Source organism: Aminobacter carboxidus (assembly GCF_014863355.1).
GTDB classification, from domain to species: Bacteria; Pseudomonadota; Alphaproteobacteria; order Rhizobiales; family Rhizobiaceae; genus Aminobacter; species Aminobacter carboxidus.
Genome location: NZ_JACZEP010000006.1, coordinates 363,017 through 375,067, shown reverse-complemented (window position 1 = coordinate 375,067; position 12,051 = coordinate 363,017). Strand labels below are relative to the sequence as shown.

General features: G+C 62.8%; 12 protein-coding genes and 1 tRNA gene. 1 reads left to right on the top strand and 12 read right to left on the bottom strand.

Going from position 1 to position 12,051, the window contains the following annotated elements; all coding sequences use genetic code 11:
- Positions 1–44 precede the first annotated feature (44 nt).
- Positions 45–121 (top strand) — tRNA-Met (locus tag IHE39_RS20360).
- A gap of 591 nt (positions 122–712) precedes the next feature.
- Here the strand turns inward: IHE39_RS20360 and IHE39_RS20355 are convergent.
- From IHE39_RS20355 to IHE39_RS20300, 12 genes are all read right to left on the bottom strand, one after another.
- On the bottom strand, positions 713–1,438 hold the full coding sequence (locus tag IHE39_RS20355) for a phytanoyl-CoA dioxygenase family protein (protein ID WP_192567757.1): 726 nt from the start codon (positions 1,436–1,438) through the stop codon (positions 713–715).
- A gap of 21 nt (positions 1,439–1,459) precedes the next feature.
- A complete protein-coding gene (locus IHE39_RS20350; protein ID WP_192567756.1) occupies positions 1,460–2,266 on the bottom strand; it encodes a glycosyltransferase family 32 protein in 807 nt (268 codons plus the stop codon).
- Between the two features lie 173 nt (positions 2,267–2,439).
- On the bottom strand, positions 2,440–2,775 hold the full coding sequence (locus IHE39_RS20345) for a DUF8776 family protein (RefSeq protein ID WP_192567755.1): 336 nt from the start codon (positions 2,773–2,775) through the stop codon (positions 2,440–2,442).
- 81 nt (positions 2,776–2,856) lie between these two features.
- Entirely contained in the window at positions 2,857–3,363 is a 507-nt protein-coding gene (locus IHE39_RS20340; RefSeq protein ID WP_192567771.1) for a chemotaxis protein CheD, read from the bottom strand.
- A 32-nt stretch (positions 3,364–3,395) separates the two neighbouring features.
- On the bottom strand, positions 3,396–3,785 hold the full coding sequence (locus IHE39_RS20335) for a response regulator (RefSeq protein WP_184770136.1): 390 nt from the start codon (positions 3,783–3,785) through the stop codon (positions 3,396–3,398).
- On the bottom strand, positions 3,763–4,839 hold the full coding sequence (locus tag IHE39_RS20330; protein WP_184770137.1) for a protein-glutamate methylesterase/protein-glutamine glutaminase: 1,077 nt from the start codon (positions 4,837–4,839) through the stop codon (positions 3,763–3,765). Before IHE39_RS20330 ends, IHE39_RS20335 begins: the two co-directional genes overlap by 23 nt.
- The gene (locus IHE39_RS20325; protein WP_184770138.1) at positions 4,836–5,729 is read right to left on the bottom strand and encodes a CheR family methyltransferase; all 894 of its coding nucleotides are present in this window, start codon (positions 5,727–5,729) and stop codon (positions 4,836–4,838) included. The genes IHE39_RS20330 and IHE39_RS20325 overlap by 4 nt, the downstream gene beginning before the upstream one ends.
- Positions 5,726–6,181 carry a chemotaxis protein CheW gene (locus IHE39_RS20320; RefSeq protein ID WP_192567754.1) on the bottom strand — a complete coding sequence of 152 codons (456 nt, stop codon included), beginning with the start codon at positions 6,179–6,181 and terminating at the stop codon, positions 5,726–5,728. Before IHE39_RS20320 ends, IHE39_RS20325 begins: the two co-directional genes overlap by 4 nt.
- Before the next feature lie 4 nt (positions 6,182–6,185).
- Positions 6,186–8,366, bottom strand: coding sequence for a chemotaxis protein CheA (locus tag IHE39_RS20315; RefSeq protein ID WP_210327648.1), 2,181 nt, complete (start codon positions 8,364–8,366; stop codon positions 6,186–6,188).
- 25 nt (positions 8,367–8,391) lie between these two features.
- A complete protein-coding gene (locus IHE39_RS20310; RefSeq protein WP_184770141.1) occupies positions 8,392–8,757 on the bottom strand; it encodes a response regulator in 366 nt (121 codons plus the stop codon).
- The gene (locus tag IHE39_RS20305; protein ID WP_184770142.1) at positions 8,754–9,056 is read right to left on the bottom strand and encodes an STAS domain-containing protein; all 303 of its coding nucleotides are present in this window, start codon (positions 9,054–9,056) and stop codon (positions 8,754–8,756) included. Before IHE39_RS20305 ends, IHE39_RS20310 begins: the two co-directional genes overlap by 4 nt.
- Before the next feature lie 7 nt (positions 9,057–9,063).
- On the bottom strand, positions 9,064–11,055 hold the full coding sequence (locus IHE39_RS20300) for a methyl-accepting chemotaxis protein (protein WP_246470944.1): 1,992 nt from the start codon (positions 11,053–11,055) through the stop codon (positions 9,064–9,066).
- Between the last annotated feature and the right edge of the window lie 996 nt (positions 11,056–12,051).

Here is a 12,051-nt window from a genome sequence, read left to right as displayed (position 1 = left end):
AAGCGTTGAAAAAGGACATTTTGCCTCAGGCAAAAGTCCGGTGGCGCGGGGTGGAGCAGCCCGGTAGCTCGTCAGGCTCATAACCTGAAGGTCACAGGTTCAAATCCTGTCCCCGCAACCAAATACACAAAAGCCCCGCCACAAGCGGGGCTTTTGTGTATTTACATGCTGGTGACGGTCGATCTGAAACCGCATCAGGGGCCCGCAAGGAGGCAAAGCCGACGAAGCGGGACAAAAAAACCAAATCCTGGCCCACCAACCAAATACACAAAAGCCCGCCGCGTGCGGGCTTTTTGCTATCTGGATGCCAGTGCCCGCCGAGCCGAAACCGCAGAAGCCGCCCGCAATCAGCCATCAGCCGACAAAGCACGGCAAAAAAGCCAAAGCCGCTAACCGACACCCAATCCTGCCAAACACTCCGAGCTCGAGCGCTGCCAACAAGCTCCGCTTCCCTGGCCATGGTAGCTCATCGTCATCACCGACAAGAAGCTCAAAGCCTGGCATCAAAACCACCATCAACAAAATAGCCCCGCCTCAAAGCGGGGCCTGTTTGGAGGCTGGTGACGCTTCGATCTGAAGCCCCCCTAAACAAGGGCAACAGCCAGGCCAAAAACAACAAAACAGCCCGTTCACTCAACCGATGGGCTGTTTGGCTATCTGGATCCCAGTGACGGTTCGAATTGAAACCGCAGCGGAAGACCTGGGGCTTGGCTCAGGCCAGGAACCGTCTATCCCAGTCGGCCATGCGATGCGCGTTTCCTACCTGCATTGCCCGGGCTAGGTCTGAATTGACCGGACCAAAGACCGTCGACACCAGGATCTTTGGCATTTGTGCGAGTGCAGGGTTGCGCATATCCGCGTCCGTCGAGCCTCGGTGCAGCGCACGGATATCCATCATCACGACGTCGCCGGCCTTGACTTCAACGCGAACGACGCCCGGGGCGGTTTCCGCAAGTGTGTGGAGCAAGCTGTCGTCCAGCGGTGTCGGCGAAAGATGCGAGCGCGGTAAGATCCGCAGGCTGGCGCCGCCTTGGAGATAGACCAGCGCCTTGAGGCTTCCCATGGCCTCCGCCCAGGGATCGCAGTCCTTGAGAAACTCGCTGTAACGGCCGCGCAGCAGATCGGTGTGCCAGTGCTGGGAGCGGTTGACGGTAATGTCGCTCAGGCCAAGAGCGAAATACGGGCTGCTGCCGTAATAGGCCGCCAGGAACCGGTTGATGGTGTCGTCGGTCACGATCCTGGCATGGATCTTCGCCAGGGACGGAAAGCGGTGAAAGCCGGCAAGATGGTATGAATGCGTGACGTCGCGCGTCTGTCCCATGCAGCCGAGATTGTTGACGCAAGCAGAGCGAAATGCCTCGATTTCAGCGTTGTCGAAGACCGACGGCAGAACGCAAAAGCCATGCTCCACGCCTTGGCTGGCCAGTTTCAGATCCATGTAAATCCATTCCCCGCCCTGTCATCGGGACCGACGCTTGCGCACCCGTCTCGCCTTGAGATCAGAGCGCAGACGCTCGATCACGCCGCGTGTATCAGGCTCGCCCCAGATCCGCCTTTGGGCCCACAGGTGGTTGTAGTTGTTTCCCCCTGACGATACCAGATCGCTGAACTCGCCTTCCGCTGTCTTGTTGCGGATGGCCACGATCTCGCCCGAGGGCATCACCTTGACGATGTTGACCCTGCCGGTGCGGTCGATGTTCAGGCGCTGCGAATCGCCGAAAATGATCGAGGTCCAATCTAATGTCTCGGCCAGGACGCGACCGAACATGTAGGGGCCGGTCGGCTCAAGCGATGAATGACCGTAGAAGCGGGCGTTGAAATGTTTGACGACACGGGTGATCGCGCGCTCGAGCACCGGACTTCCGGCTTCGGCATAGATGACGCCATTGCTCACAGCCCAGGACGGATGGCCGGCAATATCGCGGAAAACCACCATCTCGCTGCAGCTGCCAATCTCGATCGGGCGAAGGTGAAGATAAGACAGGTCGGAATAGAGCCCGCCATAGGTGTGAAGCAGGCAGTAGCGCGCGAGATCGGCCTTGAACGCGTAGGGCGTCAGCGCGCGGTAGGCCCGCAGTACCGGCTCGGGATAGTTCTCGGCGAGAAAGGCAACCAGCTCGTCATTGCCGTAGCGCCGGTACTCGGCGTTGGGGTAAGTCGACCTGAACGACTCGACGTTGCGGGCGAAGGTGTCGGTGGTTGCCGCGGATGGCTGGTCGCCGTCGGTGATCATGATCTGGAAGAGCCGCAGCGGCCTTGTCGTCATCCATTCGCCCCAGACATGCAAATACATTTCGCACAGGCGGCACCGTGCCGACAGAGCGCATAACGCTTATCGGGGCAAGGGTATCAGCCATAGCGCCGGCCTGAGAAGGGCTGTCTGGTCGAGGTGGGCGAAGGGTCGCAGGGATCAGGCCCAGTTGGCCCTGCCTGTCGCAGCTAGAACAGCTCGAAATCGCCCGCTGGGGCGCTGCTCTGCGGCGCGGAATTCTCACCTGCCAGGCGCGATGCTAGGTCCGAAAGCGTGATCGCGGCCAGTGCCGCCTGGGGATCGAGCTGCCAGCCCGGGGCTGTGGCCGCGCCGAGACCGTTGAGATATCCTGCTAAGCAGCGCAATTTCTGTTCGATGTGATCGAAGCTCTGCAGCGCCTGTGCATAAAGCGCGTCGCTGGTCGCGGGCTGCCCGCTCTGGGCGGAAACCAGCGGATGAAGCCGTTCCACTTGTGCTGCGATGTCACTCAACTCGATGCTGATCCGTCCGAGCAGCTCGGACACGGGCGTATTGGGCTCATGGCAGGAAGTTTCGTGGCAAAGTGCACTGGCTCGCGAGGGCATGGCGGACGGCCTTTCGAAAAATCAGAAGAACTCGACGGAACCGCCAGTTGGCGCAACCGGCGGCTGCTTGGGCGGAACCGGGGCAACGAAACCCTTGTCGCCGGAGAGCATGACCTGGCGGGCGCGGCCGGACAGCGGCCAGTATTCGACGCGGCGGCCGCGATCTCCACCGAGATCGCCGCCAACGATGCTGATGCCTTCGTTGCGCAGGAACGTCTCGGCAAACTCACCGTTCATCGCGCCGATGTCCGAAAGGCCCTCGATGGTACGGGCGCCGCCGAACAGCTTGGCCTCCAGCCGGTGGCGATGCGCGCCACGCTGCAGCAGCCCGTTGACCAGCAGTTCCATCAGGTGGACGCCGTAGCTCTGGGCGTCGAGCGACGAGCGTCCATTGTTTCCGGGCAGCAGGAAATGGTTCATGCCCCCAGTCCGGGCAAAGGGATCGCGGATGCAGGCGGCAACACAGGACCCCAGAATGGTCGTCAGCACGACTTCCTCCCGATCGACCACGTGGTACTCGCCGCGCATGACAGTGATGCGGTGGTTTTGGGTGACCAGTGTCACTTAAGGATCCCGACGATTGCTTCGATGGCCTTCTTGAGCGCCGGTATGGTGAACGGCTTGGTCAGGAAGTTGTTGACGCCGAGTGCGACGGCGGCTTCCAGCAGCTGGCGATCGCCCTTGCCGGTGAGCAGGATGAACGGGGTGGCTCGGGTCGGGCCGTAGGAGCGGATCGCCTTCAGCAGCTGCAGCCCATCGAGCTTGGGCATGTTGAAGTCGGAAATGACCATATGGCAGGGCTGCTCCATCATCATGCGCAATGCCTGCTCGCCGTCCTTGGCAATGGCGATCTTGCGGATGCCCATCTCCTGCAGCGCGTCGGTGATGAGCATGCGGCTGGTCGTCGTATCGTCGACCACGAGGACCTTAAAGTGTTCGAGGAAGGACATTTTTTACTCCATTGGAATTCGAGCGCGTCAGCGCAAGGATGTGGGAGGCGATCTTGTCCAGCGGCGCTTGCCGCTCGACCGCGCCGACTTCGAAGGCGACCCTGGGCATGCCGTAGACAAGGCTGGTCGCCTCGTCCTGGCCGAGCGTGCCGGCCCCGGCCTGGCGCATCTGCAGCAGTCCGGCAGCGCCGTCGCGGCCCATGCCGGTCAGGATGGCACCGACTGATTTGGAACCCGTCGCCCTGGCGACCGAGGCAAACAGCACGTCGACCGACGGCCGGTGGCCGTTGACCGGATCGGTGCTGCGCAACCGGCAGCGCAACTGGCCAGGCCCCGAGATCTCGAGATGCGTGGCGCCGCCAGGGGCGAGATAGACATGCCCTGTCGTCAGCGGCGCGCCATCGACGGCCTCGCTGACGCGCGGCCGCGACATGCGGTTGAGGCGCTCGGCAAAGCTCTTGGTGAAGGCCCCCGGCATATGCTGGGTGATGACGGTGGGCGGGCAGTTCTCGGGGAACTGCGACAGCACCGCAATCAGTGCCTCGACGCCGCCGGTCGACGAGCCGATCGCAACGATCTTGCCGTTGGGCACATAGTCGGCATTCGCGGCCGGTTGCTCGTGCTGTCCGCCGGCCTGGTGCATGTTCATGGCCAACGGCCGGATCTGGGCGCGTGCCGCTGCCTTCACCGTCGCCTGCAACGCGCCGAACGCCCGGTCGTCGCTGAACGAGGCCTTGGAAATGCAGTCGAAGGCGCCGATCTCCAGCGCGGTGATCGTGGCCGTGGCATCGCGGCTGGTCAGGCTCGACACCATGATCACGGGCATTGGTCTGAGCCGCATGATCTTTTCGAGGAATTCGAGCCCGTTCATGTTGGGCATCTCGACATCGAGCGTGATGACGTCGGGATTGAGCTCCTTGATCTTGGTGCGTGCTTCCAGCGGGTCGGCGGCATGGCCGACGACCTCGATGGCCGGGTCCAGGCGCAGCACTGCCGATAGCAGCGTGCGCATGGTGGCGGAATCGTCGACGATGAGAACGCGAACCGGCTTCATGCGGCGCCCTCGCGCAGCTTGTAGGTGGTGATGCCCTCGGGCTGGAAATCAGCCATGGCAGGCCCCGAGACACGCTCGGAATGGCCGATGTAGAGCGTGCCGCCTGCCGTCAGCAGCGGCACGAAACGGCTCCAGATCTTCGACTGGGTCGCTTCTTCGAAATAGATGACGACGTTGCGGCAGTAGATCGCCTGGAAGCGCCCCTTCATCGGCCATGCGCCGATGAGGTTGAGCTCGCGGAAGGCAACGATCGTGCGCATCTCGTCGGCGGCGCTGAAGCAGGTGCTGTCGCCCGAGCGCACCGGCGTGAACCAGCGCCGGCGCAGATCCGGCGGCACCGGCCGAAGTGCTGCCTCGCTGTAGATGCCCTCGCGGCCGAACGCGACCATGTTGGGGTCGATGTCGGTCGCCAGAACCCTGATGTCGTAGTTGGCGGCCTCGGGCATCAGCGACAGGATGGTCAACGCGATCGAGTAGGGCTCGGCACCATTGGAGCATGCCGCCGACCAGATCCTGACCCGGCCGCCGCGCCGCGCCGCATCGAGAAGCGGTGGCAGCACCTGCTTTGCCAGATGCTCGAAATGGTGCGGCTCGCGGAAGAAGTTGGTGACGTTGGTGGTCAAAGCCGCCAGCATCTTCTGGCGCTCGTCGAGGCCTTCGCGCGAGGCGATGAGGGCGCAGTAGTCGCGGAAGCTTTCGAGCCCGAGCGCCCGCAGCCGCTTCGACAGCCGGGAGTAGACGAGTGCCGCCTTGGCCTCGGTGAGATGAATGCCGGCGTCGGCATGCAGCATCTGCGCGATCTGCCGCATGTCCTCGCCGGTGAGCACGAACTCACCGGCGACTAGGCTCTGGCGCTGATTGCGCGGCTTGTCGATTTGCAGCGTGGTCATGCCGCGATCGGCTCAAGCGTCGGCAGGACGTTGTCGAGCGCGATCAGGCTGATCATGCGGCCTTCGATGGCCAAAACGCCGCGCACGAAGGTCTTGGCCATGTCGGAGGCGACATCCGGTGTCGGCTTGATGGCATCGTCAGTGACCGACAGGATGTCGGACACCGCATCGACCAGCAGCCCCACAACCTGGGTGCCGACCTGCGCCACCATGATGACATGGCGCACTGTAGGTTCCGGCGGCTGAAAGCCGAGGCGGGCGGCGAGATCGACGATAGGCAGGATCGCGCCGCGCAGGTTGATGACGCCGCGGACATAGGGTGGCGACTTCGGCAACACCGTTGCCGGTGCCCAACCCCTGATCTCGCGCACCGACATGATGTCGACGCAGAATTCCTGCTCGCCGATACGGAACGCGATGAGCTCGCGGCTGCTGTTGTCGTGTTTGATCATGGCATCACCCTGCTGCTGCAAGAACGGGTTCAAGAATGGTCGCGTCGGACTGCGAATTGGCGATCACGGTGTCGACATCGATGATGAGGGCGACGCGGCCATCGCCGAGGATGGTTGCGGCGGCGATGCCCGGCACATGCCTGTAGTTGGACTCCAGGCTCTTGATGACGACCTGGCGCTGGCCCTGGATCGTATCGACGAGTAGGGCGCTGCGGCGGCCGCCTTCGGTCTCAACCAGGATCGCCACGGCCACCAGCGGATCGGTGGCGGTGTTGCGGAAGCCGAGCTCGCGGCCGACGTCGATCAGCGGCGTGAAGGTATCGCGGATCGCAATGACCCGGGCGCCACCGCCGAGGCCGTGCACATCGGCTGGTTTGGGCTGCAGGGTCTCGATGATCGCCGTCAACGGCACCACCAATGTCTGGTCGGCGACCGTCACCACCATACCGTCGAGCACGGCGAGCGTCAGCGGCAGGCTCATGGTGAAGGTCGAGCCCTTGCCGGGGCGCGAGGTGATCGACAGTCGACCGCCAAGGCCCTGGATCGAGCGTTTGACCACATCCATGCCGACGCCGCGGCCGGAGATGTTCGACACTTCGGACGCCGTGGAGAAGCCCGGCAGGAAGATCAGGTTGTCGATCTCCTCGTCGGACAGCGCAGCGTCGGCAGCGATCAGGCCCTTCTCGGCGGCAATTGCCTTGACGCGAGCGCGGTTGATGCCGGCGCCGTCATCGGCAACCTCGATGACGATGCGGCCCGAGCGGTGCATCGCCGACAGGCGAACCACGCCTTCGGCCGGCTTGCCGGCGGCGATGCGCACCTCGGGCTTTTCCAGTCCGTGGTCGATGGCGTTGCGGATCATGTGGGTCAGCGGGTCGTTGAGACGGTCGATCACCGTCTTGTCGACCTCGGTGCCTTCGCCGTCGGTGATCAGGCGCACCTGCTTGCCGGTCATACTGGCGACTTCGCGCACCAGGCGCGGAATGCGCTGGAACACCGACTTTACCGCCTGGGCGCGGATGGCCATGACGCAGTCCTGGATCTCGCGCGTCAGGTGCTCCAGCTCGTCGAGGCCAAGGGCCACGGCGGACCCAGGAACGTGCCCAGCTTCCATGACGCGCTGCGACAGCATCGCCTGGTTGATGACGAGTTCGCCGACCAGATCGATCAGCCGGTCGACACGCTCGAGATCGGCGCGGATGGTCTGCGGGGCGGCGGCATTCGCATTGGCATTGGCGCCGCCTGAGCCGTTGCGTGCCGCAGATGCCTTGGCCGGCTGCGCCTCGACTTCAACAACAGCCTCGCGTTCTTCAGCCAGCGGCAGCGGGATGATCTCGGCCGTCGCTGTCGGAAGAGCCGTTTCATCTCCTTGGATGGAGCGGAGCAGGGCAGCGAATGCGTCTTCGGTCGAGCCGGCCCCGGAGTCAACATCGGCATCGGCGTCGGAGGCCTGGATGGTCAGGCTGGAGTCCCATTCCACGAATTCGAAGACTTCGCGGATCGCGTCCTCGCCCTTCTCGGTGGTGAGCCGGATCGTCCATTCGAGATAGGCGCCCTCCGGATCGAGTTCGGCGAGCTGCGGCAGTGCGCTCGCATCGCAGCTGGTCTCCATCTGGCCGAGGCGTTCCAGTTCGCGCAGCACCAGCGCCGTCTCGTTGCCCTTGGCGTAGAGTTCGGGCCTGGGCTTGAAGGTGATCGTGTAGCTGCGCCCGGCGTCTGCAGGTGCGTCCGAAAAATCGAACGCCACGGTGACGGGCGTGAAGGAGAAGTCGCTCAAGTCGTCTTCTTCTTCGGTATCGGCGCCAACCCCACCGGGGCTCAGTGCGGTGAGTTCGGTAACCAGCACCTCGCTGCGGCCGCTGTCGACGCTGAGGCCGTCGCGTGCCGCTGCCACGAGATCCGCCAGGAGATCGGCGGCGCGCAGCATGACGCCCATGACGTCGGCCGTCGGTTCCAGCGCGCCGTTGCGGACGTGGTCGAGCGTGGTTTCGAAGACGTGGGCGAACTGCACCAGGTCTTCGAGGCTGAAGGCGCCGGCGCCGCCCTTGATCGAATGCACCGCGCGGAAAACCGCGTTCACGGTGTCGGATTCGGCTTCCCCGCGTTCCATCGCGAGAAGGCCCGTTTCCAGCTCGGCGAGTTGCTCCTCGCACTCCTGGAAGAAGGTCTGCTTGACCGCTGCCATTGCATCCACGGACATGTCTCCCGGTTCAGGCCGACACGCGGCGGATGGCGTCGATAAGCTTGGCAGGATCGAACGGCTTGATGATCCAGCCGGTCGCGCCAGCACGCCGGGCGCGATCCTTCTTTTCGGCATCGCTTTCGGTGGTCAGCACCAGGATCGGAATGCCGCGGTAGGTGTCGTCGGCGCGCACATGCTCGATGAAGCCGAAGCCATCCATCCTGGGCATGTTGATGTCGGTGACGATGACCCGTGGGGTCTCGCTCTTCAGCACCTCCAGGCCGTGGACGCCGTCCTCGGCTTGGATGACCTTGTAGCCGGCTTGCGTCAGCGCCAGCTTCAGCATCTCGCGCATGGTGCGAGAATCATCGACGGTCAAAATGGTCGCGCTCATTCCGGCATCTCCTCCCTGGTGAAATCCGCTTCCGAGAAGCCCAGGAGCCGCAGGCCTTCGACGAAGCCGGGCGTCATGTTGGTGAAGGAGAGCGCGGTTTCATCCGCGCTCCAGGTTTGTTGCGCCGACAGGAGAACCTGAAGGCATTGGCCGCCGATCCGCTCCACGCGCGAGGCATCGATGGTCAGCGCGGTTCCGCGCATTGCAAGCAGGCTTTCGGTCAGCGGCGCTGCCGCCCTGAAGTCCAGCACTGCTGCAAGCTCGAGTATCCGTTGCGATGGATCGGACACGGTGGTCATGGCTGGCTCAGAACTCCTGCCAGTCGTCGGCCGACGGGGCGACCGCACGGGCTGCGGAAGAACCGAAGCTCGAGGATGCGACCTTCAGTTCGGGCCGTGGTGCGCGCGACGGAGACTTGGAGCTTGTCGGGCGGCCGGACTCGACGACCGAGAGCTTGCCGAGCCGGAAGGTGCTGATCTGGCGCGACAGTTCTTCGGTCTCCTGCGACAGCGAGTGGCTTGCGGCAGTCGATTCCTCGACCATCGCGGCGTTCTGCTGCGTGACCTGGTCCATCTGGTTAACCGCCGAGTTGACCTGGTCGAGACCGGTCGACTGCTCATGCGCGCTGGCCGCGATGTTGGTGACGACCGCGTTGATCTCGGCGACCTGCAGCACGATGCGCTCCAGTGCCTTGCCGGTCTCGGCGACCAGCTTCACGCCTTCGCCGACCTGCGTCGTCGAGGCAGAGATCAGGCTCTTGATCTCGCGGGCGGCTTCCGCCGAACGCTGGGCCAGTGCACGCACTTCCGAGGCAACCACGGCGAAGCCGCGTCCTGCATCGCCGGCGCGCGCCGCTTCGACACCGGCGTTGAGCGCCAGCAGGTTGGTCTGGAAAGCGATCTCGTCGATCACGCCGATGATGCGGCTGATCTGCTCGGACGACTTCTCGATCGTTCCCATGGCGTCAATCGCCTTGCGCACTACGATGCCGCTCGATTCCGCGTCCGACTTGGCTGTGGAGACGACGTCACGAGCATGCACTGCACCTTCGGCCGTCTTCTTGACGGTGGCGGTGATCTCGTCGAGCGCCGCAGCGGTCTCTTCGAGGCTGGCGGCCTGCTGTTCGGTGCGGCGCGACAGATCGTCGGCAGCGGTGTAGATCTCGCCGGTGCCAGCGTGGATCGCCTTCACGGAGGAGGTGATGCTGAGCATCGTCTGCTGCAGCTTGTCGACCGAGTCATTGAAGTCCGAGCGCAGCTTGACCAGCTTGTCGGGGAACGGCGCGTCGATGCGGTGCATCAGGTCGCCCTTCGACAGGGCGTCAAGGCCGTTGCCCAGGGCCACGATGGCGACGTGGTCCTGGCGATCTTCTTCGGCCTTCTGCGCAGCGCGTGCTGCGTTGTCTTCCTCGACGCGACGGCGCGTTTCGGCAGCTTCTGCCTCTAGGCGCACCTTCTCGATCGCGGCGTCCTTGAAGGTCTGCACGGCGGCAGCCATCTGGCCGACTTCGTCACCACGTCCCACCGCCGGAATGGCAACCTTGAGGTCGCCGGCGGCCAGGCTGCGCATGGCATGCGTCATGCTGTTCACCGGTGAAGCGATCTGGCTCGACAGCCACAGCGCGATCACCACGAGCATGGCGATGGTCAGGCCTGCGCTGCCGAGCTGCAGGTACTGTGCCGTTGCAATGGCGTCGTTCTTGATGATTGCGGTTTCGTCTTCCCACCGGGTGATCTCGGCCTGCATTTCGGCAACCGCCTTGCGGACGGTGGCCTGCACTTCCGATGCCCGAACAGACGAGCCACGCTCACGCCCCTCGGCATAAGTCGCTTGGTTGCTGGCAAGCTGCATCATCGGATCGCCAACTTCGTTGCGCCAGTTGTCCGTCATAGCCCTGAAATTCTCGACGGCAGCGATGACGGCCTTGTTATCGATCGGCAGGTTCATGGCTTCGACGATCGTCTTGTCGACATTCTTCGAAGTTTCGTAATAGCGCTTGCCGACGTCTTCTCGCAGATTGAGCAGGTAGGTCCGAGCAATGTTGGATCGATCGAGGTGCAGCGCCTCCGCCTTGCCGACGGTGGAAAGCACTCGGCTGGCCACCTGCAATTCTGCGCTGGCGGCTTCCAGCGTGCTGAGCGCGCGCATCATCATGAACCCGACGATGATGCTGACGAGCACGATCGCCGAGAAGGCGAGCGCCAGCTTGCGCGTGATGCTGAGATTGGTTGGAGAGAAGCCCCGTCTCTGCGGTGGTGCGCCATAGTAGGTTGATGTTGGGTCGAAGGTGATACTCATTGGGCGTTTCCTTGCCGTAGAGGTAGAACTTGGTTGCCTGGCCCCGGCAGGTCTCATTCGTCGGCAAAGTATCGCCGATCGCTGGGAAGCCGTTAGCTTCGCAGCGCCTGAAGACTTGCAGGATGTGAGTAGGGGATGACGCCGGCGGCGTCGCCAGCGCGTGTTTTGCTTCGAAAATGACGGAGATCTAAAAGAAGGTTCTCAAACGTTGTTTGTTAGAAACTGCTCATGTGTTGCCTGCGTATTCCATTCCCCGAGAGCGCCGACAGGAACCCCTCCCTGTACTTAAAAATTTAGCAATCTCGTTGACTCGACGTATTCAGAAGAAATTACCCAAGTGTAAATGACGGCAACGCGGCCAAGGCTTCGAGTCTTCAGTACTTGTACGGCAAGAGTCATCGGCGCCGAAACAGCAATGTCTGGAAGTTATGGTGCGGGTATTGAGGATGATCGACACAAGATGATCCAGTACTCTTGCAAGATCATTCAACAGTTGAATCCGGCCTGATCCTAGTCGGTGCCGATCCATGTAAGCCGCCGCTGACAGTCGAATCCGCTGCCTTTCCGGCTTTGTCGAGCAGTTGCTGCTCGATGACTCAACGGAAAGGCGGCCATCGATCTGCCTCATTCTTGTCTTTCGCAGGGGTGAACTTGTTAGAGTTCAGCGGTCGATGCGCTGCGAAATTCCGCAGAGTCACGTAAATTTTTTGCGGCGTGGCGGCCAAGTTGACCTTGAGTCACGCGACCTGGTGTGATGTCTGCGCGCGCCGGTTGTGAGCCGGTTTTGCAACTCGCCGAACAAGGGGAATCATGGCGCGCAGGCTTTGCAGCCGTTGGCATGCGTCTCTCCGCCCATGGTTGAATCTCAGCGAATTTTACGTCTCGCTTGGTTGCAATACGCACTGCTGGAGGCTGCGCAGAAGATTTGTGCACAAATGAAAAAGGCGCCGGCTACAGCCGACGCCTTGTCCAGTTGGGTGCTCATGGTACCCGCCG

What these genes read in the sequence shown, in the direction of transcription:
- IHE39_RS20325 (WP_184770138.1), bottom strand. Translation starts at nt 5,729, where the DNA reads ATGACCACGCTGCAAATCGACAAGCCGCGCAATCAGCGCCAGAGCCTA.
- IHE39_RS20340 (WP_192567771.1), bottom strand. Translation starts at nt 3,363, where the DNA reads ATGCGCGGCGAGTACCACGTGGTCGATCGGGAGGAAGTCGTGCTGACG.
- IHE39_RS20335 (WP_184770136.1), bottom strand. Translation starts at nt 3,785, where the DNA reads ATGTCCTTCCTCGAACACTTTAAGGTCCTCGTGGTCGACGATACGACG.
- IHE39_RS20305 (WP_184770142.1), bottom strand. Translation starts at nt 9,056, where the DNA reads ATGACCACCGTGTCCGATCCATCGCAACGGATACTCGAGCTTGCAGCA.
- IHE39_RS20310 (WP_184770141.1), bottom strand. Translation starts at nt 8,757, where the DNA reads ATGAGCGCGACCATTTTGACCGTCGATGATTCTCGCACCATGCGCGAG.
- IHE39_RS20355 (WP_192567757.1), bottom strand. Translation starts at nt 1,438, where the DNA reads ATGGATCTGAAACTGGCCAGCCAAGGCGTGGAGCATGGCTTTTGCGTT.
- IHE39_RS20330 (WP_184770137.1), bottom strand. Translation starts at nt 4,839, where the DNA reads ATGAAGCCGGTTCGCGTTCTCATCGTCGACGATTCCGCCACCATGCGC.
- IHE39_RS20350 (WP_192567756.1), bottom strand. Translation starts at nt 2,266, where the DNA reads ATGACGACAAGGCCGCTGCGGCTCTTCCAGATCATGATCACCGACGGC.
- IHE39_RS20300 (WP_246470944.1), bottom strand. Translation starts at nt 11,055, where the DNA reads ATGAGTATCACCTTCGACCCAACATCAACCTACTATGGCGCACCACCG.
- IHE39_RS20320 (WP_192567754.1), bottom strand. Translation starts at nt 6,181, where the DNA reads ATGATCAAACACGACAACAGCAGCCGCGAGCTCATCGCGTTCCGTATC.
- IHE39_RS20315 (WP_210327648.1), bottom strand. Translation starts at nt 8,366, where the DNA reads ATGGCAGCGGTCAAGCAGACCTTCTTCCAGGAGTGCGAGGAGCAACTC.